Origin of the sequence: Streptomyces sp. NPDC059785, from assembly GCF_042732375.1 — a bacterium.
Lineage (GTDB): Bacteria > Actinomycetota > Actinomycetes > Streptomycetales > Streptomycetaceae > Streptomyces.
In genome coordinates, this window is sequence record NZ_JBHWHV010000023.1 from 55,300 (window position 1) to 79,659 (window position 24,360).

The following is a 24,360-nucleotide window of genomic DNA, read 5'->3' on the forward strand; positions in this document are numbered from 1 at the left end:
GCGGGGGCGAGTGGTACGCGCGGCCCCGGGAGGACGGGTGGCACGCGCGGCCCCGGGAGGACGGGTGGCACGCGCGGCCCCGGGAGGACGGGTGGCACGCGCGGCCCCGGGAGGACGGGTGGCACGCGCGGCTCCGAATACCGACCGCTGCGGGTCCGGTACGGATGGCGAGACCGTCGGTGTCAGTGCGGTGCCTGCCACACCACCGTCGTACCGGCGCCGTCCTCGCCGATGCCCGGCTCGTGCCAGGTCGCGCCGCCCAGCGACTCGGCACGCCGCTCGAGGTTGCTCAGGCCGCTGCGCCGGCCGCCTTCCGGGATGCCGACCCCGTCGTCCGCGACGGTCAGCCGTACGCCCTGTCCGCCGTCCGGCAGGACGACGGTGGCGTCGACGACGACGTCGATGCGGGAGGCGTGGGAGTGCCGGAAGGCGTTCGAGAGGGTCTCGCGGAGGGCGGCGACGAGGTTGTCGGCGGTGCGTTCGCCCACCACCGTGTCGACGGGCCCGGCGAAGCGGTGGGCGGGCCTGAAGCCCAGGGTCACGGCGGCCGTGTTGAGCTCGCGCAGCACACGGGTCCGCAGCCCGGGCGGCGCCTCGGCGGGCTCCTCCTGGAGGGCGAAGATCGCGGTCCGGATCTCCTGGATGGTGATGTCGAGTTCCCCGACCGCCTTGCCGATCCTGTCCCGCACCCCGGGCTCCGCCGACCGCCGCTGCGCGCTCTCCAGCATCATCCCGGTGGCGAACACCCGCTGGATGACGAGATCATGCAGGTCGCGCGCGATCCGGTCGCGGTCCTCATAGACCGCGAGCCGTTCCCGGTCGCGCTGCGCCTCGGCCATCATCAGGGCCAGCGCGGCCTGTGAGGCGAACTGCGTGGCCAGCGTGCGTTCGGTTCCCGTGAACGTACGGGCGCCCCGGTCCCGGAGCAGCACGAGCGCCCCCAGCACCCGCCCGTCGCTCTGCAAGGGCAGCATCATGGTCGGCCCGTACGCGCGGGCCAGATCGGTGAGCATGCGCGGGTCGGTGGCCACGTCCGGTACGAACACGGGGACGCCGCCGAGGACTTCGGCCGCCAGCTCGCTCTCCGGCGGGATGACGGCTCCCAGCGCCGCGGACTGCCGTTGCGGAGCCACGGCGACGATCTCGAGGCCGCCCTCGTCCAGGGGGAGCAGCACGCTGCCGGCCGCTGAGCCCGACAGTCGCCGGGCGCGCTCGGCGACGACCTGGAGGGCGTCCTCGGCGTCGCTCCCGGACAGCAGCGCGGTGGTGACGGCCACCGAACCGTCGATCCACTGCTCGCGCTGCCGGGCGGCGTCGTACAGCCGGGCGTTGCCGACGGCGATGCCCGCCTGCGTGGCCAGCACCCGCAGCAGGGCCAGGTCGTGGTCACCGAACGGGCCGCCGCCGTGCTTCTCGGTCACGTACAGATTCCCGAAGACCTCCTCCTGCGCCCGGATCGGTACGCCCAGGAAGCTGTGCATCGGCGGATGGTGCGCGGGGAAGCCGCGAAAGCGCGGGTCCTCGGTCAGGTCGGTCAGCCGCAGGGGCTCCGCCTCGCCGGTGAGCGCGCCGAGCACGCCCGTGTGCCCGTCGGGAAGTCGTCCGATGAGCCGTCCGGTCGTCCCGTCCACCCCGTACTGGACGAAGTCGACGAGTCCGCCGCCGTCCTCGGCGAGCACCTCGATGGCCGCGTAGCGCGCGTCCGTCAGCTCCGCCGCGGTCTCGCAGATCCGGTTCAGCGTCGAGTGCGGCTCCAGGCCGGTGCCTTCGCCGGGCGCGGGCGCATCGGGGGCCGGTTCCATGCCATGAGCCTAATAAGTCCCATTTGACATAGAAAGTCGAAGCCGGTCGGTGCGCCCTCACACCAGAGCCGACGTCGACGGTCAACCACCGACAGCCGTGCACCCGGCCTCACCGGCTCACCGTCGGCACCACGCACGCGGGCCTACCGGCCCGCAGCCCCGACCAGCGCCTCGCTCTCGGTCTCCCGCTCCCGCATCTCCCGCAGCGGTCCCTCGACGGCGACCAGCTCCGCGTACGGCCCCCGCTGCACCACCCGTCCGTCCGCCAGGACCATGACCTCGTCGACCGCTTCGAGCCCGGCCAGCCGGTGGGTGATCAGCAGCGTCGTACGGCCCTCGGTCGCGTCGAGGAGGTCGGCGGTGAGCGCGTCGGCCGTCGGCAGGTCCAGGTGCTCGGCGGGCTCGTCCAGGACGAGGACGGGGAAGTCGGCGAGCAGCGCACGGGCCAGTGCGAGCCGCTGGCGCTGGCCGCCGGACAGCCGTGCCCCGTGCTCGCCGACCAGGGTGTCGATGCCGTCGGGCAGTCCGTCCGCCCAGTCGAGGAGCCGGGCCCGGGCGAGCGCGTCGCGCAGTTCCGGCTCGGTGGCGTCCTTGCGGGCCAGCAGCAGGTTCTCGCGCACCGAGCTGTCGAAGAGGTGCGCGTCCTGCGCGCACAGTCCGACGACCCGCCGTACGTCGTCGCCGTCCATCGCCGTCGCGTCCGCGCCGCCCAGCGTGTAGGAACCGGCGGGCGCGTCCAGGAACCGCAGCAGCACCTGCGCGAGGGTCGTCTTGCCGGACCCGGAGTGACCGACCACGGCGATCCGCCGCCCCTGGCCGAGGGTCAGGTCGACACCCGCCAGCGCGTCCCGGTGCTGCCCCGGGTGACGGGCCTCGAGGCCGCTCAGCCGTACCGGGAACGGCGAGGCCGGCACGGGCCGGGGACGTTCCGGCTCCCGTACGGGCTCGGGTGCGTCGAGCACCTCGTACACGCGCTCCGCGCTCCTGCGCACCCGCTGGCGGTACTGGACGGCGAGCGGCAGTCCGAGGACGGCCTCGAAGGCGGCCAGCGGGGTGAGGACGACAACGGCCATGGCAACGCCGCTCAGCCGTCCGTCGGCGACGGCCCCGGCGCCGACGAGCGCGGCGGCGGTGACGGTCAGGCCGGAGACGAGCGCGGTGAGTCCGTCGCCCAGTGCGGTGGCGGTGGCCGCGCGGGAGGCGATCCGGGTGAGGACGCCGTCGGCACGGCGGGCCTCGGCGGTCCGCGTGGGCAGCGCACCGGCGACGGTCAACTCGGCTGTCCCGGTGAGCAGATCGGCCACGTGGGTCGCCAGGACACCGCGGGCGGGCGCCAGCCTGCGTTCCGCGCGGCGCGCCACCGCGCCGGTCACCAGCGGGACCCCGACACCGGCGGCGAGCAGTCCGAGTGCGAGCACCGCACCGGCGCCGGGCAGCAGCCAGGCGGTGAAGCCGACGGACCCGGCGGAGACGACGAGCGCGGCCCCCGCGGGCAGCAGCCACCGCAGCCAGTAGTCCTGCAAGGCGTCCACGTCCGTGACGAGCCTGGAGAGCAGGTCACCGCGGCGGGCGGTACGCAGTCCGGCGGGCGCCAGCCGTTCCAGTCGCCGGTATACGGCGACCCGGGTGTCGGCCAGCATCCGCAGCACGGCGTCGTGCGACACCAGCCGCTCGGCATACCGGAACACGGCCCGCCCGATGCCGAAGGTCCGCGTCGCCGTCACGGCCACCATCAGGTACAGGACCGGCGGCTGCTGGGAGGCCCGGGAGATAAGCCATCCGGAGGTGGCCATGAGACCGACGGCACTGCCCAGCGCGAGGCTGCCGAGCAGCAGCGCGAGGGCGAGACGCCCGCGACGGGCACGTGCCATGGCCCGGACGCGGGCGAGGACGCCACGGCGCGATGCGGTCGGCGAGACGGTCGGCGACGCGGCCTGCTCCGTCCCGACCGGCGCGGAGGCAGCGGGCTCGCCGAAGCGGGCCGACTGCTCGGCCAAGGCGTCCGGGAGACCGGTGGTCGGCGGGAGATCGATGGCCGACGGGAGATCGATGGCCGACGAGGGGTCGATGGCCGACGCCAGACAGGCGGCAGGCGCAAGACCGGCGGCCGACGGAAGATCAGCAGCCGACGGAAGACCGGCGACCGTCGCGGCCGTCGCGGCCGTCGCGGCAGGCGCAGCCTCCAGCCGTACGACACGATCCGCCGCGCCGAGCAGCGCGGGCCGGTGGACGACCAGGAGCACCGTCCGGCCCACCGCGAGGCGGCGTACGGCGGCCACGATCTCCGCCTCCGTCGCCCCGTCCAGCGCGGCCGTCGGCTCGTCGAGGAGCAGCACCGGCCGGTCCGCGAGGAACGTCCGTGCCAGCGCGAGACGTTGCCGCTGACCGGCGGAGAGCCCGGCCCCGTCCTCACCGAGCACGGTCCCGGCACCGTCCGGCAGCGCGTCCACGAAGTGCAGCGCGCCCGCGTCGGCCAGCGCCCGCCGGACCGCCGCGTCGTCCGCCCCGGGCCGCGCCAGCCGTACGTTCTCGGCGATCGTCCCGGCGTAGAGGTGCGGTCGCTGCGGCACCCAGGCGATCCGCTCGCGCCACTGCGCCAGGTCGGCCGAGGCGAGATCGACTCCCCCGACCAGCACCCGGCCGCTGGCCGGCCGGACGAAGCCGAGGAGGACGTTCAGGAGCGTCGACTTCCCGGTACCGCTCGGGCCCACGAGGGCCACCGTCTCGCCCTGCCCGACGGTGAACGACACGTCCGACAGGGCGTCGGAGGACCGCCCGGGGTAGCGCACGGTCACCCCCTCGACGCTGATCCGCCCCTCGGGGACGGCAAGCGAGCCGGACTCCGGTACGGGGGTCTCCAGTACCGAGAAAATCTCCTCGGCGGCCGCGACCCCCTCGGCGGCCGCGTGGTACTGCGCCCCGACCTGCCGCAGCGGCAGATACGCCTCCGGCGCGAGGACGAGGATGACCAGGCCGACGTAGAGGTCCATGTCGCCGTGGACGAGCCGCATGCCGATGGTCACCGCCACCAGCGCGACGGAGATCGTGGCGAGCAGTTCCAGGGCGAAGGATGACAGGAAAGCGATCCGCAGGGTCCGCAGAGTGGCCTGCCGGTACTCGCCGGTGATCCGCCGGATGGACTCCGCCTGTGCCTTCGCCCGGCCGAACACCTTGAGCGTCGGCAGTCCCGCGACCACGTCCAGGAAGTGCCCCGACAGACGGGACAGCAGCCGCCACTGCCGGTCCATCTGCGACCGGGTGACCCAGCCGATCAGCACCATGAAGAGAGGGATCAGCGGCAGCGTGCCGACGATGATCGCCGCCGACACCCAGTCCTCGGTGACGATCCTCGCCAGGACCGCCACGGGCACGACCACGGCGAGCCCCAACTGCGGCAGATAGCGCGAGAAGTAGTCGTCGAGGGCGTCCACTCCGCGCGTGGCCAGGGCGACGAGGGAGCCGGTGCGCTGACCGCTCAGCCAGCCCGGACCCAACTGCGTGGCCCGCTCCAGCAGGCGTCCGCGCAGCTCCTCCTTCACCGCCGCGCTCGCCCGGTGTGCGGCCAGCTCGGTGAGCCACGCGACAAGCGCACGGCCGGCCTCGACCACCGCCAACAGCGCGAGCGGTGTGCGCAGTTCGGCCACCGCGTAGCCGTGCTGGAAGGCGCCCACGACGATCTCGGCGACGAGCATCGCCTGAGCGATGACCAGCGCCGCTCCGACGGCCCCCAGACCGACGACCGCCGCGAGGAAGAGTCGGGTGGCACGGGCGTACCGGAGCAGGCGCGGGTCGATCGGTTTCACGTGAAACACACCCTTCGGTTCCGGGAGGGGCGTGTTTCACGTGAAACATGCCCCTCCCTGCGGGATTCAGTGGGCGGCATCCGCGATGTGCTGCGTACCGATCCGCTTGCTGAACACCCAGTACGTCCACGACTGGTAGAGCAGCACGATCGGCGTGGCGACCCCTGCGCACCAGGTCATGATCTTCAGCGTGTACGGGCTCGACGAGGCGTTGGTGACCGTCAGGCTCCAGTCGGCATTGAGCGAGGACGGCATGACGTTCGGGAAGAGCGTCAGGAAGAGCATCGCGACGGCCGCCACGATGGTGAGCCCCGACAGCCCGAACGCCCAGCCTTCCCGGCCCGCCCGCACCGCCACCAGGGCCGCGACCAGGGCGGCCACCGCCACGACCAGCGCGACCAGGGACGTGCCGTCACCGTTGTCCGCCTGCGTCCAGAGCAGGAAGGCCAGGGCCAGCACGGCGGTGACCGCACCGACCTTCAGCGCCAGCTTCCGCGCCCGCTCCCGGATGTCACCGACCGTCTTGAGCCCGACGAAGACGGTCCCATGGAAGGTGAACAGCGTCAGCGTCACCAACCCGCCGAGAAGCGCGTACGGGTTCAGCAGGTCCCCGACGTTGCCCACGTACTCGAAGTGCTGGTCGAGCTTTACGCCGCGCACGATGTTCCCGAAGGCCACGCCCCACAGCGTCGCCGGGATCAGCGAGGTCCAGAAGATCGTGGTCTCCCAGTTGCGCTGCCACTTCTCCTCGGGCCGCTTCGCCCGGTACTCGAATGCGACACCGCGCAGGATCAGGCAGACCAGGATGAGCAGCAGCGGCAGATAGAAGCCGGAGAAGAGCGTGGCGTACCACTCGGGGAAGGCGGCGAAGGTCGCCCCGCCCGCCGAGAGCAGCCACACCTCGTTCCCGTCCCAGACGGGGCCGATGGTGTTGATCAGCACCCGCTTCTCCGTGCGGTTCCGGGCCAGCAGCTTGGTGAGCACCCCGACCCCGAAGTCGAAGCCCTCGAGGAAGAAGTACCCGGTCCACAGGACCGCGATGAGGACGAACCAGACGTCGTGAAGTTCCATGGTTCAGCAGCTCCCTGGGCCTAGTAGGAGAAGGCCATCGGCTTGTCGGCGTCCCGGGAGTCGCCGCCGATCCGGGTGGGCGGGTTGAGGTCGGCCTCGGTGAGCTCCGGCGGTCCGGCCTTGACGTACTTGGCGAGCAGCTTGACCTCGACCACGGCGAGGATCGCGTACAGCGTCGTGAAGACGATCATCGAGGTGAGGACCTCGCCCTGCGAGACACCGGGGGAGACCGCGTCCCGGGTGCGCAGCACTCCGTAGACGACCCAGGGCTGGCGGCCCATCTCGGTGAAGATCCAGCCCCAGGAGTTGGCGATCAGCGGGAACGCCATGGTCCAGATGGCGATGCGCCAGTACCACTTGGTGAGCGTCGGACCGAGCGCCTTGTTCTTGAACAGGACGAGATGCGGCACCTCCTCGTCGCCGACCCGCAGATGCTGCGGCAGCATGAACTTTTTCCGCGTCAGCCAGAGGCCGGCGAGCCCGACGGTGAGGGACGCCATCCCGAAGCCGATCATCCACCGGAAGCCCCAGAAGGCGACGGGGATGTTGGGCCGGTAGTCACCGGCCCCGAACTTCTCCTGCTCGGCCTTGTTGGTGTCGTTGATACCGGGGACGTACGAGGTGAAGTCGTCCGAGGACAGGAACGACAGCAGTCCCGGTATCTGGAACTCCACGCTGTTGTGGCCCTTGTCGACATCCCCGTAGGCGAAGATCGAGAAGGGTGCCGAGTCCTGGCCGTCCCACAGCGCCTCGGCCGCGGCCATCTTCATGGGCTGCTGCTTGAACATCACCTTGCCGAGGAAGTCGCCGCTGACCGCGGTGAGCAGTCCGCCGATGACCAAGGTGACCAGACCTAGCCGGAGCGAGGTCTTCATCACCGGGATGTTCTTCTTGTTCTTGCGGACCAGGTGGAAGGCCGCGATGCCGACCATGAAGGCGCCACCGGTCAGGAACGACGCGGAGAGCGTGTGGAACGCCTGGGTCAGCGCCGTGTTCTGGGTCAGCACGTGCCAGAAGTCGGTGAGCTCGGCGCGTCCCCGCTCCTTGTTGATCCGGTAGCCGACGGGGTGCTGCATCCACGAGTTGGCCGCGAGGATGAAGTACGCCGACAGGATCGTGCCGATGGAGACCATCCATATGCAGGCGAGGTGGATCTTCTTGGGCAGCTTATCCCAGCCGAATATCCACAGCCCGATGAAGGTGGACTCGAAGAAGAAGGCGATCAGCGCCTCGAAGGCCAGCGGGGCGCCGAAGACGTCGCCGACGAACCGCGAGTAGTCGGACCAGTTCATGCCGAACTGGAACTCCTGCACGATGCCGGTGACGACACCCATGGCGATGTTGATCAGGAAGAGCTTGCCCCAGAACTTGGTGGCCCTGAGGTACTTCTCCTTGGCCGTGCGCACCCAGGCCGTCTCCAGGCCGGCGGTCAGCGCGGCGAGCGAGATGGTCAGGGGGACGAAGAGGAAGTGGTAGACGGTGGTGATGCCGAACTGCCATCGCGCCAGGGTCTCCGGCGCCAGTGCCAAGTCCACGTCGTCAGTCTCCTTACATCGCCGTGGTCAAGCGGCGGCTTGTCCCCGTTTGTCACGCACAGCACGGGACAACCGGGACACGCTTGTGAACGCGTTCACATTCACAAGCTAGTATGACGCATGGCCGTTCGAGGGAAGGAAGGTGGGGGGTACTTAATCCCGGGACTCACGAGATGAGGGTGCGGCGAGGTCCGCACCGCGACCGGCGCCTCCGTCGGACGCCGGGATCACGCATGACTTTTTCGGCGGCGAGAACCACCCGCTGGGGCATATTTCGGATGCATGACGGCGTCCTCGCCCTCCCCCTGCGGACGGCAGCGGCGCCAAGGAGCGGGCCCGCCCGCGCCCGGGAGGTGACGAACGCCACCTCCCGAGTCGCAGCTACTGGATCACCGGATGCTTTTCGATCACCGAACGGCCTCCGCGCACGGGGTGGTCACCGGGCGGCCTCCGGTCAACGGGCCCGGCACCCGTCGGTCACCGGGCTCCCTTGAGGAAGCCCTCCGCCACCTTCAGGAAGATGTCGTTCGCCTCGGCCTCACCGATCGTCGCCCGCATCCCCTCGCCCGTGAACGGCCGGACCACGACTCCGGCCTGCTCGCAGGCGGCGGCGAAGTCGAGCGTGCGCTCCCCCAGCCGCAGCCACACGAAGTTCGCCTGCGTGTCCGGCACCGTCCAGCCCTGCGCGCGCAGCTCGTCCACCACACGCTTGCGCTCGCAGACCAGGGAGCCGACCCGGCCGAGCAGCTCGTCCTCCGCGCGCAACGAGGCGATGGCCGCCTCCTGCGCGAGCTGGCTCACCCCGAAGGGCACGGCCGTCTTGCGCAGCGCCGCCGCCACCGGCTCGTGCGCGATGGCGAAGCCGACCCGCAGGCCCGCCAGGCCGTACGCCTTGGAGAAGGTCCGCAGCACGCAGACATTGGGCCGGTCACGGTAGATCTCGACCCCGTCCGGCACCTCCGGATCGCGGATGAACTCGCGATACGCCTCGTCCAGGACGACCAGCACATCGCCCGGCACCCGGTCGAGGAACCGCTCGAGCTCCGCCCTGCGCACGGCCGTGCCGGTGGGGTTGTTCGGGTTGCAGACGAAGATCAGGCGGGTCCGGTCGGTGATCGCGTCGGCCATCGCGTCCAGGTCGTGCTCCTCCGCGGACGTCAGCGGGACCTGCACGGACGTCGCCCCGCTGATCTGCGTGATGATCGGATACGCCTCGAAGGAGCGCCAGGCGTAGATCACCTCGTCGCCCGGGCCGCTCGTGGCCTGCACCAGTTGCTGCGCCACGCCGACCGAGCCCGTACCGGTCGCCAGGTGCGAGCGGGGCACGCCGAAGCGGTCCGACAGCTCGTCCGTCAGGCCCGTGCACGCCAGGTCCGGGTACCGGTTGAAGGCGCCGGCCGCGGCGGTCACGATCTCCATCACGCCGGGCAGCGGCGGATACGGATTCTCGTTGGAGGACAGCTTGTACGCCGCGGGGCCCTCTCCCTTGGCGGCCTTGCCGGGCACATAGGTGGGGATTCCCGCCAGCTCGGCTCGTAGCTTGGGGCTCGTCTCGCTCACCGCAGTCCTCCTCCTGACCACCACCGGCTCATGACCACCACCGGCTACCAATGCTTCTCACCTTATGAGGATTCGCCGCCGGTGCGAATGGGCTGTGGACAACCGGCCGCGCCCACTGCACCCACGGCTGTGGACAACCCGCCGCGCCCGCCGCGCCCCGGCTCTCGACAATCGGCCGCACGATGCGCGTCGAACCGGGGGCGCGCCGTCCGGTCGGTCACGCGCCGGTGGCTCACGCCGTGGCGCGCATCACCCGTGAGTGTGAGTTGAGACCTCTTCGAAACATGGCTCACTTGGCAGGCCCGTGCACGCCGACAAGCCACGTAGCGCTTTTGCATCGTTCAAGTGCCTTTATTTCCAAGGCAGTTGCCGCGAAATGACCATGCAAAAACGTGCCTGTCAACGCGTGCATATGCGTCCGCCCTACCCCACCGCATGAGCCCTACTATCGGCTCGCCATGACAGCAGCAGGGAAGCACCAGGTGAGCCGGGCGGACACCCCCCGCCGAGGCGGTCGGCCGGGCCGAGCGGGCATCAGAGACGTGGCCGCCGCCGCCGGAGTCTCGATCACGACCGTCTCCGACGCCCTCAACGGCAAGGGCAGGCTGCCGGACGCCACCCGACGCCACGTCCGAGAGGTCGCCGACCGGTTGGGCTACCGCCCCTCCGCCGCGGCCCGAACACTACGTACCGGCAAGTCGGGACTGATCGGCCTGACCGTCACGACCTACGGGGATGAACCTTTCACCTTCACGGAGTTCGCGTACTTCGCGGAGATGGCCAGAGCCGCCACCTCGGCCGCGCTCGCCCGGGGCTACGCCCTGGTCATCCTCCCCGCGACCTCGCGCCACGACGTGTGGTCGAACGTCGCCCTGGACGGGACCGTGGTCGTCGACCCGTCCGACCAGGATCCAGTCGTCAGCGAGCTGGCCAGACAGGGTTTACCGGTCGTCTCCGACGGCCGCCCGGCCGGATCACTTCCCGTGACCGCCTGGGTGGACAACGACCACGAGGCCGCGGTCCTCAACATCCTCGACCATCTGGCCGCGGCCGGCGCCCGCCGGATCGGCCTCCTCACCGGCACCACCACGGACACCTACACCCACCTCTCCACGACCGCGTATCTGCGCTGGTGCGAGTCGGTGGGCCAGGATCCGGTGTACGAGGCCTATCCCGCGCACGATCCGTGCGCGGGAGCCGTGGCCGCCGACCGGTTGCTCGCCCGCCCCGACCGCCCCGACGCCGTCTACGGCCTGTTCGACCCGAACGGCACCGACCTGCTGGCCGCGGCCCGCCGCTACGGCCTGCGGGTACCGGAGGACCTCCTGCTCGTCTGTTGCAGCGAGTCCACCGTCTACGCCAGCACCGAGCCGCCCATCACCACCCTGTCCCTGAAGCCCCGCCGGATCGGCACCGCCGTGGTCCAGCTCCTCATCGACGCCATCGAGGGGGTCGACTCGGACCAGCCGGTCGAGCAGGTGATACCGACGGAGCTGATCGTGCGGACGTCCTCGGAGCGGCGACCGCCGCGCACGACGGTCAGCCCGCCGCGATCACCGGAGGAGGGATGATTCACAGGGTGCGGAGGTTGATGTACAGCAGGGAAAGCCCCACCCAATTCGGGCGAAAACCACGGTGAACCGGTGTCCTGATCCGATTCACCACCCCTGGGTCATCACATGGCGCGATCCGCATTCCTATGATGGGCGGACGACACCGCGGGCCGCTGCGACCAGGCAGTCCGACGCGGTGCAGATGCGGCGCGATGGTGGAGGGGTCGATGACTCAGGGGGCCGGTCAGGGACCCGAGGTGGAGCGTACGGCTACGCTGCGGGACTTCCGGGTGCCCGCGTACGTCCACGAGACCGGTCCGTACGCGCAGAGCGCGCCCCCCGGCGGGGGCGCCGCACTCGCCGCCGAGCCGGCCGAGCCCGCGGAGTACACGCCCACACAGCGCGACCTGCCCGTCATCAACCGGGGTGACACGGTCCAGGTGGTCTTCGATCCCGAGGCCGCGCCCGACCCGGAGCCCGCCCAGGGCGGCCCGGGTCCGCTGTTCGTCGTAGGCGACGTGCACGGCTATCTCGACCAGCTCGTCGCCGCGCTCCAGGAGAAGGGCCTCGTCGACGCCGCGGGCAACTGGTCGGCGGGCAACGCGCGGCTGTGGTTCCTCGGCGACTTCACCGACCGCGGGCCGGACGGCATCGGCGTCATCGACCTCGTGATGCGGCTGTCCGCCGAGGCGGCCGCGGCGGGCGGCTACTGCAAGGCGCTCATGGGCAACCACGAGCTGCTGCTGCTCGGCGCCAAGCGCTTCGGCGACACCCCCGTCAACTCCGGCGCGGGTACGGCCACCTTCCAGGCCGCCTGGCTGCTGAACGGCGGGCAGAAGACCGACATGGACCGGCTCCAGGACCACCACTTGCAGTGGATGGCCCGCCTGGACGCCATGGAGATCTCCGACAACCACCTCCTGGTGCACTCGGACACCACCGCCTACCTCGACTACGGCGACTCCATCGAGGCGGTCAACGACACGGTCCGCGAGACCCTCACCCGTAACGACGCGGACGAGTGCTGGGATCTGTTCCGCAAGTTCACCAAGCGCTTCGCCTTCCGCGACGACGGTGGCGCGGAGGCCGTCCGTTCCCTCCTGGACGTCTACGGCGGGACGCGCATCGTCCACGGGCACAGCCCCATCCCGTACCTGCTCGGCGAGGTGGGCTCGGAGGACAGCGACGACGGGGCGCCCCCCGCCGTCGAGGGACCGCATGTCTACGCCGACGGTCTGGCCATCGCGATGGACGGCGGAGTGACCATGGCCGGAAAGCTACTGGTCCAGCAACTGCCCTTGGATGTCTGAGCGTTATCTGGGCAGGCGCTCACCGTAGACGGTCACGGCCGGGCAGGGGGCAATTTCCGGAAACCCCCTGTCACCGCCCGCCGTCGCCGCTCTACCATCGGCTTATCCGTAGCAGGCTCCCCTCCGTTTCTGCCCGACGGCTCGTCAGCGTGCGAGCCCCAAGCCCTACGGAGCATCGGGGGATGCACATGAACAGCGTTCCGCAGCACCTGCTGAGTGAGGACCGCCAGGAATACGAGCGGATCCTCAATGAGGCGCTGCGCTCCGCCCCACACCGTCCGGAACTCGCCGCTGTCGGCAAGCGGCTCAACCCCGAACAACTGCGCACGATGGCGCTCAACGCCACGGCGTTCATCACGGCCGCCGCGGCGGCCGAATATCAGCACTACGTGAAGGTCCGCGAGGAACTGCGCCGGCCGGCGCCGTCCACCCCGCCGGTCCGTGAAGAGGCCGGCTCCACCGAGCCGGGCACGACCGCCGTGGGGCTCGCGACCACGATGGGAGAGGTCGCCGAGACGGCCGGAGCGGGCGTCGCCGCCGTGGTGGCGGTGCTCGCGCCCGTCCTCGCCGGGACGGCGGCGGCGATCTTCCTGCTCGTGGGCTACCTCCTGAAGATGCTCGATCCCGAACCCGCGTTCGCCAAGACCATGCTGACCACCGGCTGGGTCTTCGGTGCGGTCACCGCGGTCGCGATCCTGATCGCCGCTGTCTGCCTGCTGCTGACCGCACTGCGCAACGGCGACGGCTCGGCCGAGGCCGAAAGCAGGGGACGGCTGAACGAGGAGGTGGCCCGGGCCAGGGAAGCCTGGCGCGACGCCCTGCTGGAACGGGGCATCCTGCCGTTCCTGCGGGAGGCGCTCGTGGACCCGGGCGCCGCCGCGGCGGTGAGCGGCAAGACACCGGAACCGACCGGCCGCATCCCGCACCTGGGCTACAACCGGCCCGGATTCAGCAGCCCCGAGGGCCGCAGCGGCACGACGGCGAATTCGCGTCCGAGCTTCAGCAGCCCGGACTTCAGCAGCCCGGACTTCGGGGGTCCCGACCACCAGCCGGACTGACCCCCGGCCACCACAGCCGGGGCGGCACACGGTCGCCGCCGTCCGGGGTGACACCGATCCGGCAGAGCCCGGCGTACCGACGCACCGGTGCCGCTGCTCGTGCCCCGACCACGGGAGCGCGAGCGGGCGGTCCGGCCCGCGTCCGTGCCGGCTCATGGGCCGACCATGTCCTGGCTGACGTCCGCCGCCGCCCGTACGAACTCGCGGACGCGTTCCGTGGTGTTCCCCTCCCGCCACACCGGGCCCCGCTCGATCGGCGGGGCGTCGTACAGCGGGACGTAGGAAATGTCCGGGCGAGGGTAGTAACGGCGGGAATGCTCTCCGACCGGCAGGACGCCCCTGCCCATCGCGACCAGGGTGAGCATCTCGGAGAACGACCGGCCGGACGGGCCCTTGGGAACCGGCCGTCCCGACGGGGTGCGGTCCGGCGTGCGGTCCTGCTTGAACGCCGCCGAGGTCACCTCCGGATACTGGACCACCGGATGATCCGCGAGCACCTCCACGGAGACCGACTCCTCGCCGGCGAGCGGGTGCCCCGCGGCCACGGCGAGCACCCGTGTCTCCCGCAGCAGGACCGGCCCGCAGGCCATCCCGTCGAACGGGTACGACGCGACGAGGACGTCCACCGAGCCGTCGAGCAGACTCGTACGCGAATTGGACAACTGCACCTCGCGTACGTCGACCCGGCAGTCGGGGTGCCGCTCGCCGAACAGAGCGACCGCCTTCAGGAGCGGAGGCGCGGTCCACTCGCCGAGGAAGGCGACCCGCAGTTCGCCCGTGACGCCCCGGCTGGCGTCCGCGGCTCTGCGCAGCGCCTCCTCGATACCGGCGACCAGCGGCGCCAGATCGTCGGCCAGCCGCTGCCCGATCGCGGTCAGGCGTACGGTCCTGCTGGTCCGCTCGAACAGCGGGCCGCCGATCCGCCGCTCGAGCTTTCTGATGACCTGGCTGACGCGCCCGGTCGTGACGCGCAGCCGCTCGGCGGTGCGGCCGAAGTGCAGCTCCTCGGCGAGCGTCAGGAAGGTCTCGATCTCCACCCGCTCCAGCACATGCCCCCCAGCGTTTAATCAGGCTCAACGACCGTAGTCCGATTCCGCCTTGATGACGGTTTCTCCCCGGCGGATCGTAGAAGGCGTCCACCTCCGGACTCCACCGCCTCTCCCCTTCACGACAAGCGACAAGCGACAAGCGACAAGCGACAAGCGACAAGCGACAAGGAAGCCTTATGAGCGCCTCGGACATCACCTCGTACCTGGACGGACTCGACGACGACCTGCGGAAGACCGGCGAGGAGCTGCGTTCCGTCATCGACGCCGCCCTGCCGGAGGGCGCGGGCGCACTCTGGCACGGCCATCCCACCTGGGGCCTCGGCGACAGACCCGGCCGGACGCCGGTCTGCCTGCTCAAGGCGTACAGCACCTATGTCACGTTCGGGCTGTGGCGGGGCCAGGACATCGCCGACCCGTCCGGACGGCTGGTCGCCGGTGCCCGCCGGATGGCGTCCGTGAAGCTGCGGACCGTCGCCGACGTGGACCCGGTCCTGTTCGCGGACTGGCTGCGCCGGGCCGTCGCACTGGAGGAGGAGAAGTGACCGCACTGCGCGTGAAGGCCTTCGACCACCTCGTCCTCAACGTGGGGGAGGTCGAGCGCTCCCTGGACTTCTACACCGGTCTCCTCGGCCTCGAACCCGTACGCGTCGCCGAGTGGCGGGCGGGCCGGGTCCCGTTCCCCTCGGTGCGCATCACCTCCGAAACCATCATCGATCTGGTCGGCCGCCCCCGGGGCGAGTCCAACGTCGATCACATCTGTCTCACCGTGGAACCGCTGGACTGGGACGAAGTCATCGCGTCCGGGACCTTCACGGTTCTACAAGGCCCCGTCGACCGCTTCGGCGCACGCGGCTCCGCCACGTCCGTCTACGTCCAGGACCCTGACGGGAACACCGTGGAACTCCGCTGGTACCCGGAGGACGCCCCGGCGTGACCACGCCACGCCGGGGAGCCGGCCCGCCGTCGCGTCAGTCGGCGATGGGCAGATAGACCCGGTTGCCGCTCGCCGCGAACTCCCGCGATTTCTCCAGCATCCCCTCGGCGACCTCCTCGGCGGAGGCGCCGTCGGCCGCCCCGCCGCCGAACCGCTCGGTGATGCTCTGGCTGATCTTCATCGAGCAGAACTTCGGGCCGCACATCGAGCAGAAGTGTGCCGTCTTGGCGGGCTCGGCCGGGAGCGTCTCGTCGTGGAACTCCCGTGCCGTGTCCGGGTCGAGGGCCAGATTGAACTGGTCCTCCCACCGGAACTCGAAGCGGGCGTCGGACAGCGCATCGTCCCATTCCTGCACACCGGGGTGCCCCTTGGCGAGGTCGGCTGCGTGGGCGGCGATCTTGTAGGTGATGACGCCGGTCTTGACGTCGTCACGGTTGGGCAGGCCCAAGTGTTCCTTGGGCGTGACGTAGCAGAGCATGGCCGTGCCCCACCAGGCGATCATCGCGGCACCGATGCCGGAGGTGATGTGGTCGTACGCGGGTGCGACGTCCGTCGTCAGCGGGCCGAGCGTATAGAACGGAGCTTCATCGCAGATCTCCTGCTGAAGGTCGATGTTCTCCTTGATCTTGTGCATCGGGACATGTCCCGGGCCCTCGATCATGGTCTGTACGTTCAAACGCTTGGCGATCGCGTTGAGTTCCCCGAGCGTCCGCAATTCCGCGAACTGTGCCTGGTCGTTGGCGTCCGCGATCGAGCCGGGCCGCAGGCCGTCGCCGAGCGAGTACGTGACGTCGTACGCGGCGAGGATTTCGCAGAGTTCATCGAAGTGCTCGTACAGGAACGACTCCTTGTGGTGCGCCAGGCACCAGGCCGCCATGATCGAGCCGCCGCGCGAGACGATGCCGGTCTTGCGGTTCGCCGTGAGCGGCACGTACGACAGGCGTACGCCCGCGTGGACGGTCATGTAGTCCACGCCCTGCTCGGCCTGCTCGATGACCGTGTCCTTGTAGATCTCCCAGGTCAGCTCCTCGGCCCGGCCGTCGACCTTCTCCAGCGCCTGGTACAGCGGGACAGTGCCGATGGGGACGGGGGAGTTGCGCAGGACCCATTCGCGGGTCGTGTGGATGTTGCGCCCGGTCGACAGGTCCATGACCGTGTCGGCACCCCAGCGGGTGGCCCAGGTCATCTTCTCGACCTCCTCCTCGATGGAGGAAGTGACCGCGGAATTGCCGATGTTGGCGTTGACCTTCACCAGGAACCGCTTGCCGATGATCATCGGCTCGATCTCCGGGTGGTTGACGTTCGCGGGCAGGACCGCGCGGCCTGCGGCGATCTCCTCACGTACGACCTCGGGGTCGACGTTCTCGCGGACCGCCACGAACTCCATCTCGGGCGTGATCTCGCCGCGCCGTGCGTAGGCGAGCTGGGTGACCGGCCGGCCTGGGCGGCCCCGGCGCGGCTGGCGCGGCCGTCCCGGGAAGACCGCGTCGAGATTACGCAGGCCCCCGCGCGGCGCGGTGTGCCTGATCCCGTCGTCCTCGGGACGGACGGGGCGGCCCGCGTACTCCTCGGTGTCGCCGCGAGCGGTGATCCAGTTCTCCCGCAGCGGCGCCAGGCCCCTGCGTACGTCGGTGTCGACGGCCGGATCGGTGTACGGGCCCGAGGTGTCGTACAGCGTGACCGACCGCCCGTTGGTCAGGTGCACCTGACGGACCGGCACCCGCAGGTCGGAGCGTGAGCCCTCGACGTATGCCTTGTGCCAGCCGATGGACCTGCCGGCCTCCCGCGACGGCTCCTGGGACTGATCGCCCGGAGACACGTCGGACACCTCGTCCGTCTGGCTGGAGGCAGGCGTGCGTACGTCGTTGTTGGTCATGAGACCTACTCCCTACGCCGGCATTACCCGGTAACAGGTTCAGCGGTCGACGCAGCGGTGTCCGTCCGCCGATGTTTCATGTGAAACATCGCTGGGACGGAGGTCAGCGCCCTCTCAGCCCGGTGCTCCGAGCTCCCGCGTGTGCAAAAGGTAACTCCACGCTAGCGGCAATATTGGCGCGGTGAACAGAGGGCCCCCTTCGTTCTTGCGATGATCGGTCGGTGACCACGACGCCTCAGCCGCCCTTCCCACCCTCCCGGCCGCCGCACGGGCCGCCGCAGAGAACGCCTCACAGACCGCCGTCCGGGCCGGGCCCGGACGGCGGCCATGGGCAGGATCCCGGCGACAGGCAGGCCCATGGGCCGGGCGGGCACGGGCCCGGCGGCCACGGACCGGGTGGACACGGGCCGGACGGGCATGGACCGAGCGGGCATGGACCGGGTGGCGGATTCGGTGGCGCGCGGGGGCCGGGTCAGGGCGGCGGGCGAGGGTTCGGAGGCGGGGGCGGGAGCGCGCAAGGCCCGGCACTCGGCGGATCAGGATTTGGGTCCGGGTCCGCGGGCGGGAACGGGCAAGGTCCGGGACCCGGCGGCGGATCGGGGCCTGGTGGCGGATCAGGGCCCGGTGGCGGCCAGGGTCCGGGATCCGGCGGCGGGCACGGGCCGGGGCCCGAGGACGGGGACGGGCACGGGAACGGCCACGGCCACGGCCACGGCCACGGGCACTCGCACAGTCACGGCCCGGCCGCGCCCGTCTCGAAGCATCTTCGCAAGGTCATCGCCGCGGTGCTGATTCCCTTCGCGACAGCGGTCGTCGTGGGCCTGGCGGTGCTCTGGCCGGGCGGTGCCCCCTCCCATGAGCGCACCGGTGTCGGCTTCGACCGGCAGACCCAGCAGGCGACGGTCACCAAGGTCGTCCGGGTGGACTGCAAGTCCGTCAACGCCTCGGCGGACACCCCGACCGGCGACACCTCCACCGCCGAGGGCTCCTCCGCCCAGCAGCAGGCGACCGGCGAGTGCAAGAAGGCGACGATCCGGGTCGACACCGGCAAGGACAAGGGCCGGACCTTCACCGAGATCGTCCAGCCGGACCAGTCACGGCAGTTGAGCCAGGGCGAGAAGGTCGTGGTCGCCTACGAGCCCTCCGCGCCGGAGAACCTCCAGTACTCGGTCGCCGACGTGAACCGCAAGCTGCCCATGGCGCTGCTCGCCGGGATCTTCGCGCTGGCCGTCGTGGTGGTGGGCCGGATGCGCGGAGTCATGGCGCTGATCGCGCTGGCCGTCAGCTTCCTGGTGCTGACGTTCTTCATCCTGCCCGCGATCCTCCAGGGGTCGAACCCGCTGATAGTGGCGGTCGTCGGAGCCAGCGCCATCATGCTGATCGCCCTCTACATGTGCCACGGCCTCTCGGCCCGCACATCAGTGGCGGTGCTCGGCACGCTGCTCTCGCTGCTGCTGATCGGCATCCTGGGCTCCGGGTTCATCGGCTGGGCGGCGCTCACCGGCAATGTGGACGACAACACCGGCCTCATCCACGGCCTGTACCCGGCCATCGACATGAGCGGTCTGCTGCTGGCCGGCGTCATCATCGGCTCGCTCGGCGTGCTCGACGACGTCACGGTGACGCAGACCTCCGCGGTCTGGGAGCTGCACCAGGCGGACCCGACGATGGGGTGGCGCAAGCTGTACCGCGCGGGCATCCGGATCGGCCGCGACCACATCGCGTCGGTCGTCAACACCCTGGTCCTGGCCTACGCGGGCGCCGCGCTGCCGCTGCTGCTGCTCTTCTCCATCGCGCAGAGCAGCGTCGGTACGGTCGCCAACAGCGAGCTGGTCGCCGAGGAGATCGTGCGCACGCTGGTGGGCTCGATCGGTCTGGTCGCGTCGGTCCCGGTCACCACCGCGCTGGCGGCCCTGGTGGTGTCGGCCGACCGCACGAAGTCAGCGGGCGTCCCGGCCCCGGCAAGTGCCCGGCCCCCGCTCGATGCGGACGCCAGGACACCCGCGCGGGGCGGGCGGGGCCGGCGGCGGAAGCGCTGAGCCCGGCCCGGCCACGGCCGGGCCCGTCGGGAGGGAAGGCAGAGACGGAGGCACGGGGTCGTCAGGTGCCGGGCACAGGCACCAGGCACAGGGACTTGCAGGCACCGCTGTGCTCAGCCCGCGCTCTGTTCCTCGGCCAGGATGCGGTCCAGCGCGTCGTCGAGGTGGGTGTCGAAGTGCGCGAGGGAACGCTCCTGCCCCAGCGGGACGAGCCGGTCCGTCCGGTCGAGGAAGGCCACCAGCGGAGCCGTACCCGATCGGAACAGCGCCTGGTCACCGCCCACTTGGAGCCGGATCAGCACCTCGCCGAAGAGCTCCGGCTCCGTGGGGGAGATGCGTACGTCACCGTCCCCGCAGGGGCGGCCCACGCCGTCGATCAGCAGTTCCCGGCCGAAGGCCCACGTCACCGGGGCGTCGCCGGGCAGATGGAAGGTCAGCCGCACGGCGAACGGATCGCAGGTGTCGTACCGCAGCTCCACCGGGATGCGGAAGGCGAGCTCCTCCGACACCAGGAAGCTCATCATGACTTCTGCCTCTACCGACTCGCGCATCGTCTACCCCGTCGTTTGCCGTCGACTGGCCGGGAAACACATCCCTGACCCTGCTGCATCTTGCTCAACGTATACGGGAGATCACAAGGAGTGAGTTTTCAGATGCTGATAGAGATCGCGAGGGTCCCGAGCAGCCGCCCGATCTCGGTCTGGAGCCGCCGCGCCGACGGCAGCAGGCGTTCCGCCTGGTGAGCGGGGAGGGAGAGGGCCACGGTCGCGGCGGTGCTGCCCGCGGTGATCGGGACCGCCGCGCACACCGTCCCCAGCGCGTACTCCTGCCTCTCGACCACGGGTTTCATGCGTCCCAGCGCTTCCAGGCGCCGTAACAGCGTCTGCCCGTCACGCACCGTGTAGGGGGTGAGGGACCGCACCGGGTAGCGGTCGAGGTGGTCGCGGCGGGCCTGCTCGTCGAGTTGGGAGAGCAGGCACTGGCCGATCGCGTGGGCGTGGCCGGTCTCCCGGAAGTCGGCCCACTCCTCGACCGCGCGGTAGCCGGGAGCGTCGGCGACCGACAGGACCTCGATCTCGCCGTCCCGGTAGGCCGCGTAGTAGACGGGTACGCCGATCTCCCGGCCCCAGTGGGCGAGCGCGTCGTTGATCGTGCTGCGACGTTTCTGCTGGGCTCCGCTGCTGCTCAGCCGCTCGGCGGCCTCCCCCAGGAAGAACAGCCCCTTCTCCCGGTGCAGATAGCCCTCGTGGGCCAGGGTGCGCAGCAGGTGGTACGTCGTGGGCAGGGCCAGTCCGGCGTCCCGGGCGAGTTGCTTGGCGGGCGCTCCGCCCTCGCGCGCGGCCACGGCCTCCAGCAGCCGCATAGCCCGCTGCACGGAGCCGATGAGGGTGGTGCGGTGCGGATCGGTGGCCGGCGGGTCCGCCACCGGCGCCACGGGAGCCGGCTCCGCGGTGGACCGCATACGCGCGGCGGGAACCTGCGGGTTGTCGTCACCGGCCCGCCGGACCGGCGCCGGGGACTGCGGCTGAGGGGTCTCGGAGCGTACGTTCGCGGGTGGGGACAGGGGCGGTGCGGTCGGGGTGCGGGGCGTCGGCGAGCCCCGCCGTTGGGCAGGTGCGGCGTGCGTTGCGGCGCGAACGAAGTCAACGGTGGCCAAGGAGTTCTCCCGGAGCGCGAGGAGGGCCGCTGTAGGAGAGGCACCTGGGTTGTGCCGCCGAGGGGAGCGACCCGCGTCGAAATCCGGACTTTAACGGTCTCTTAGCGCCCGATGACGGCCTTGGCGGGAAACTTCCCCCGGCCGAGGGAACCTTGCGTCCCTGTCCCCCCGGCCTCCGTCCGCCCCGGCGGCCGGGATACGCGTCACCAGTCGCCGCGCGAGGACGAACTCGACATGAACTTCCTTACGACATAGATCAGTCCGCCGACCAGCGCCACGAAGACCAGCACCTTGAAGAGCAGGCCGATCACCACGCTCACCACGCTGACTATCAGGCTGCCGAACACGACCAGGGCGATGACGGGCACCGCGACCCACTTCACCCACCACGGCAAACCGCTGAAGATCTCTCGCATCGCCCTCGTCCACCTTCCCGTCCGTGCCCCCGCCTCACGGCCCCGGTCACGGCTTCCCGACGTCCGTCCGGAGTCTGTGGCTCCCGGATCTTTTACGTCCTGCCTTGAATGCTAGAGCCGCGGCAGGAGGCGGCGGGGGCCTCGCACCCCCTGTCTCCCCCTGACCGGTCCCCTAGGGAATGCCGGAGGCCGGGGTCAGCTTTCCGGTGGAGAGAACACCACCAGGACCCGCAGGTCCTCGGTGATGTGATGGAACTTGTGCGCGACCCCGGCGGGCACGTAGACGACGCTGCCGCGCGCCACCTGCGTGGTTTCCAGACCCACCGTGACCGAGGCACGCCCGCTCACGACGAAGTACACCTCGTCCTGCTGGTGGGGCTGCTGCGGATCGTGGGTGCCGGCATCGAGCGCGTACAGGCCGACCGACATGTTCCGTTCGCGCAGGAACTGCAGGTAGGCACCGTCGTTGGCGGCGCGCTCCGCCTCCAGTTCGTCCAGCCGGAATGCCTTCATCGTCCTCGTCCGCTCTCCTGCGCCGTCGGCCGTGCTCGCGGCCGTGCTCATGAACCGATCCGTTCTGCCACGATCAGACACATGAAGAATTTCGTAGTCAAGACGATCGCCAACGCAGCGGCCCTGGCCGTCGCGGTCTGGATCATGGACAAGATCACGCTGACCGGGGACAGCACCGGCAAGAAGATCGGCACCCTGATCCTGGTCGCGCTGGTCTTCGGACTGGTGAACTTCCTGGTGAAGCCGGTGGTGAAGGTGCTGACCTTCCCGCTGTTCATCCTCACCCTCGGTCTGATCACCCTGGTGGTCAACGCGCTGATGCTGCTGCTGACGTCGTGGCTGGCCGGCAAGCTCGACCTGAGCTTCCACGTCGAGGGCTTCTGGACCGCCGTCGTGGGCGGCCTGATCATCTCGGTCGTCTCCTGGGCCCTGAACGTCGTCCTGCCCGACGACAAGGACTGAGCGCCCCGATGCCCTACCGCGTCTGCTTCGTCTGCACCGGCAACATATGCCGCTCCCCGATGGCGGAGTCCGTCTTCCGCGCCCGGGTCGGGGAAGCCGGGCTCGATGGCCTGATCGAGGTCGACAGTGCGGGCACCGACGGCTGGCACGAGGGGGACGGCGCCGACCCGCGTACCGTCGCCGTGCTGGAGGCCGAGGGCTACCCGGGCGACCACACGGCCCGGCGGTTCCGGGCCTCCTGGTTCGCCGGCCGTGATCTCGTGATCGCCCTCGACACCGGCCATCTGCGGGCCCTGCGCCGTCTCGCTCCCACCCCCGGGGACGCGGCGAAGGTTCGCCTGCTGCGCTCGTACGACCCCGCCGCCGGGCTCGACCTGGACGTTCCCGATCCGTATTACGGACATATGGACGACTTCGTGGAGTGTCTTGAGATGGTGGAGTCGGCGAGCAGCGGTCTGCTCGCCGAGATATGTGAGCACGTGAAGGGACAGGCGGCATGACAACCGGGGACTTCGACACGTCCGGTACAGCGGGTACGTCCGGTACGGACACCGGTGACGGCACACGCGCGGTGCGGGCCGGGCTGCCCGAGCCGGTGAAGTACGAGCCGACCCTGCCCGGGCCCGTCTTCGCGGCCCACTTCCATCTGCCGGGCGAGCCGACGGGCCCGTACACCTACGGCCGGGACGAGAACCCGACGTGGACCCTGCTGGAGCGGGCCATCGGCGAGCTGGAGGCGCCCGGCGCGGACGACGTCGAAACGCTCGCCTTCCCCTCGGGCATGGCCGCCATCTCGGCGGTCCTCTTCTCCCAGCTCCGCGCCGGCGACGTCGTGGTCCTGCCGAACGACGGCTACCAGGTGCTGCCGCTGGTCCGCGAGCAGCTCACCGCGTACGGCATCGAGGTGCGCACCGCGCCGACCGGCGGCGACGCCCAGCTCGACGTGCTGGAGGGCGCCAGGCTGCTGTGGATCGAGACGCCGTCCAACCCGGGGCTCGACGTCTGCGACGTGCGGCGGCTCGTCGAGGCCGCCCACGCCCAGGGCACCCTCGTCGCCGTCGACAACACCCTGGCGACCCCGCTCGGGCAGCGCCCGCTGGAGCTGGGCGCCGACTTCTCCGTGGCCAGCGGCACCAAGATGCTCACCGGACACGGCGACCTGCTGCTCGGCTACGTCACCGGGCGCGACGCCGGGCTGATGGCGCCGGTGCGGCGCTGGCGCAAGATCGTGGGCGCGATCCCCGGTCCGATGGAGGCCTGGCTCGCCCACCGCTCGCTCGCCACGCTCCAGCTGCGCGCCGACCGCCAGACCGCCAACGCCCTCGCCGTCGCGGAGGCCCTGCGCGCGCGGCCGGAGGTGAGCGGGCTGCGCTATCCGGGGCTGCCGGACGACCCCTCCCACAAGGTCGCCGCCCAGCAGATGCGGCGCTTCGGATGCGTGGTCTCCTTCACGCTGCCGGACCGGGCGCGTGCCGACCGATTCCTCGACGCGCTGCGCCTGGTCGACGACGCGACCAGCTTCGGCGGGGTGCGGTCGACGGCGGAGCGCCGTGGCCGCTGGGGCGGGGACGCGGTGCCGGAGGGCTTCATCCGTCTCTCGGCCGGTGCGGAGGACCCCGAGGACCTGGTGGCGGACATCCTGCGCGCGCTGGACGAATCGGCCGAATGAGCGACGCGTAGCGGGGCACTTTAGAAACGCGGACGGTCCGAACCTCCCCCCTC

20 protein-coding genes and 1 riboswitch are annotated in these 24,360 nt (G+C 70.7%); of the genes, 9 read left to right on the forward strand and 11 right to left on the reverse strand.

Features of this window, described 5'->3' with window-relative positions; all coding sequences use genetic code 11:
- Positions 1–182: 182 nt before the first annotated feature.
- The 5 genes from ACFV6E_RS19075 to hisC form a co-directional block, all read right to left on the reverse strand.
- Entirely contained in the window at positions 183–1,802 is a 1,620-nt protein-coding gene (locus ACFV6E_RS19075) for a GAF domain-containing protein (protein WP_385159902.1), read from the reverse strand.
- A 143-nt stretch (positions 1,803–1,945) separates the two neighbouring features.
- Positions 1,946–5,605 carry a thiol reductant ABC exporter subunit CydD gene (cydD, locus tag ACFV6E_RS19080; protein WP_385462916.1) on the reverse strand — a complete coding sequence of 1,220 codons (3,660 nt, stop codon included), beginning with the start codon at positions 5,603–5,605 and terminating at the stop codon, positions 1,946–1,948.
- Positions 5,606–5,671: 66 nt separating this feature from the next.
- Complete coding sequence (cydB, locus tag ACFV6E_RS19085) at positions 5,672–6,676, reverse strand: cytochrome d ubiquinol oxidase subunit II (RefSeq protein ID WP_385462919.1); 1,005 nt, start codon at positions 6,674–6,676, stop codon at positions 5,672–5,674.
- Positions 6,677–6,696: 20 nt separating this feature from the next.
- Positions 6,697–8,211 (reverse strand): cytochrome ubiquinol oxidase subunit I, encoded by a 1,515-nt coding sequence (locus ACFV6E_RS19090; RefSeq protein ID WP_385159895.1) that lies wholly within the window; start codon positions 8,209–8,211, stop codon positions 6,697–6,699.
- A 477-nt stretch (positions 8,212–8,688) separates the two neighbouring features.
- Entirely contained in the window at positions 8,689–9,771 is a 1,083-nt protein-coding gene (gene hisC, locus ACFV6E_RS19095) for a histidinol-phosphate transaminase (protein WP_385462922.1), read from the reverse strand.
- A 458-nt stretch (positions 9,772–10,229) separates the two neighbouring features.
- On the opposite strand from hisC, the gene ACFV6E_RS19100 reads away from it, so the two are divergent.
- The 3 genes from ACFV6E_RS19100 (at position 10,230) to ACFV6E_RS19110 (ending at position 13,692) form a co-directional block, all read left to right on the forward strand.
- The gene (locus ACFV6E_RS19100; protein WP_385159891.1) at positions 10,230–11,342 is read left to right on the forward strand and encodes a LacI family DNA-binding transcriptional regulator; all 1,113 of its coding nucleotides are present in this window, start codon (positions 10,230–10,232) and stop codon (positions 11,340–11,342) included.
- Positions 11,343–11,551: 209 nt separating this feature from the next.
- Positions 11,552–12,634 carry a metallophosphoesterase gene (locus ACFV6E_RS19105; protein WP_385462925.1) on the forward strand — a complete coding sequence of 361 codons (1,083 nt, stop codon included), beginning with the start codon at positions 11,552–11,554 and terminating at the stop codon, positions 12,632–12,634.
- A gap of 182 nt (positions 12,635–12,816) precedes the next feature.
- A complete protein-coding gene (locus ACFV6E_RS19110; protein WP_385462928.1) occupies positions 12,817–13,692 on the forward strand; it encodes a hypothetical protein in 876 nt (291 codons plus the stop codon).
- A 152-nt stretch (positions 13,693–13,844) separates the two neighbouring features.
- On the opposite strand, the gene ACFV6E_RS19115 is transcribed toward ACFV6E_RS19110, so the two are convergent.
- Positions 13,845–14,729, reverse strand: a complete 885-nt coding sequence (locus tag ACFV6E_RS19115) for a LysR family transcriptional regulator (protein ID WP_385462930.1) — start codon at positions 14,727–14,729, stop codon at positions 13,845–13,847.
- 188 nt (positions 14,730–14,917) lie between these two features.
- On the opposite strand from ACFV6E_RS19115, the gene ACFV6E_RS19120 reads away from it, so the two are divergent.
- Positions 14,918–15,283: a DUF1801 domain-containing protein gene (locus ACFV6E_RS19120; RefSeq protein WP_385159883.1), complete on the forward strand. Its 366-nt coding sequence runs from the start codon at positions 14,918–14,920 to the stop codon at positions 15,281–15,283.
- A gap of 5 nt (positions 15,284–15,288) precedes the next feature.
- Positions 15,289–15,675: a VOC family protein gene (locus tag ACFV6E_RS19125; protein WP_385160010.1), complete on the forward strand. Its 387-nt coding sequence runs from the start codon at positions 15,289–15,291 to the stop codon at positions 15,673–15,675.
- A gap of 34 nt (positions 15,676–15,709) precedes the next feature.
- On the opposite strand, the gene thiC is transcribed toward ACFV6E_RS19125, so the two are convergent.
- On the reverse strand, positions 15,710–17,551 hold the full coding sequence (gene thiC, locus ACFV6E_RS19130) for a phosphomethylpyrimidine synthase ThiC (protein WP_385462933.1): 1,842 nt from the start codon (positions 17,549–17,551) through the stop codon (positions 15,710–15,712).
- A riboswitch (TPP riboswitch) is annotated at positions 17,544–17,700 on the reverse strand. (Overlaps the previous gene by 8 nt.)
- Before the next feature lie 72 nt (positions 17,701–17,772).
- Here thiC and ACFV6E_RS19135 point away from each other — a divergent pair.
- Positions 17,773–19,590: a YibE/F family protein gene (locus tag ACFV6E_RS19135; RefSeq protein ID WP_385462935.1), complete on the forward strand. Its 1,818-nt coding sequence runs from the start codon at positions 17,773–17,775 to the stop codon at positions 19,588–19,590.
- Between the two features lie 113 nt (positions 19,591–19,703).
- On the opposite strand, the gene ACFV6E_RS19140 is transcribed toward ACFV6E_RS19135, so the two are convergent.
- The 4 genes from ACFV6E_RS19140 to ACFV6E_RS19155 all read right to left on the reverse strand — a co-directional run bounded on the left by ACFV6E_RS19140 (position 19,704) and on the right by ACFV6E_RS19155 (position 22,176).
- Complete coding sequence (locus tag ACFV6E_RS19140) at positions 19,704–20,141, reverse strand: SsgA family sporulation/cell division regulator (RefSeq protein WP_385462938.1); 438 nt, start codon at positions 20,139–20,141, stop codon at positions 19,704–19,706.
- A 98-nt stretch (positions 20,142–20,239) separates the two neighbouring features.
- Positions 20,240–20,965 carry an IclR family transcriptional regulator gene (locus ACFV6E_RS19145; RefSeq protein WP_385160008.1) on the reverse strand — a complete coding sequence of 242 codons (726 nt, stop codon included), beginning with the start codon at positions 20,963–20,965 and terminating at the stop codon, positions 20,240–20,242.
- A 485-nt stretch (positions 20,966–21,450) separates the two neighbouring features.
- Positions 21,451–21,663: a DUF5326 family protein gene (locus ACFV6E_RS19150; protein WP_385159876.1), complete on the reverse strand. Its 213-nt coding sequence runs from the start codon at positions 21,661–21,663 to the stop codon at positions 21,451–21,453.
- 195 nt (positions 21,664–21,858) lie between these two features.
- Complete coding sequence (locus tag ACFV6E_RS19155; RefSeq protein ID WP_385160006.1) at positions 21,859–22,176, reverse strand: cupin domain-containing protein; 318 nt, start codon at positions 22,174–22,176, stop codon at positions 21,859–21,861.
- Between the two features lie 81 nt (positions 22,177–22,257).
- Between ACFV6E_RS19155 and ACFV6E_RS19160 the strand changes: the two genes are divergently transcribed.
- The 3 genes from ACFV6E_RS19160 to ACFV6E_RS19170 are packed head-to-tail and all read left to right on the forward strand — an operon-like array spanning position 22,258 to position 24,307.
- On the forward strand, positions 22,258–22,638 hold the full coding sequence (locus ACFV6E_RS19160) for a phage holin family protein (protein WP_385159874.1): 381 nt from the start codon (positions 22,258–22,260) through the stop codon (positions 22,636–22,638).
- 8 nt (positions 22,639–22,646) lie between these two features.
- Complete coding sequence (locus ACFV6E_RS19165; RefSeq protein WP_385462941.1) at positions 22,647–23,138, forward strand: low molecular weight protein-tyrosine-phosphatase; 492 nt, start codon at positions 22,647–22,649, stop codon at positions 23,136–23,138.
- Positions 23,135–24,307, forward strand: coding sequence for a cystathionine gamma-lyase (locus tag ACFV6E_RS19170; protein ID WP_385159870.1), 1,173 nt, complete (start codon positions 23,135–23,137; stop codon positions 24,305–24,307). The genes ACFV6E_RS19165 and ACFV6E_RS19170 overlap by 4 nt, the downstream gene beginning before the upstream one ends.
- Positions 24,308–24,360 lie beyond the last annotated feature (53 nt).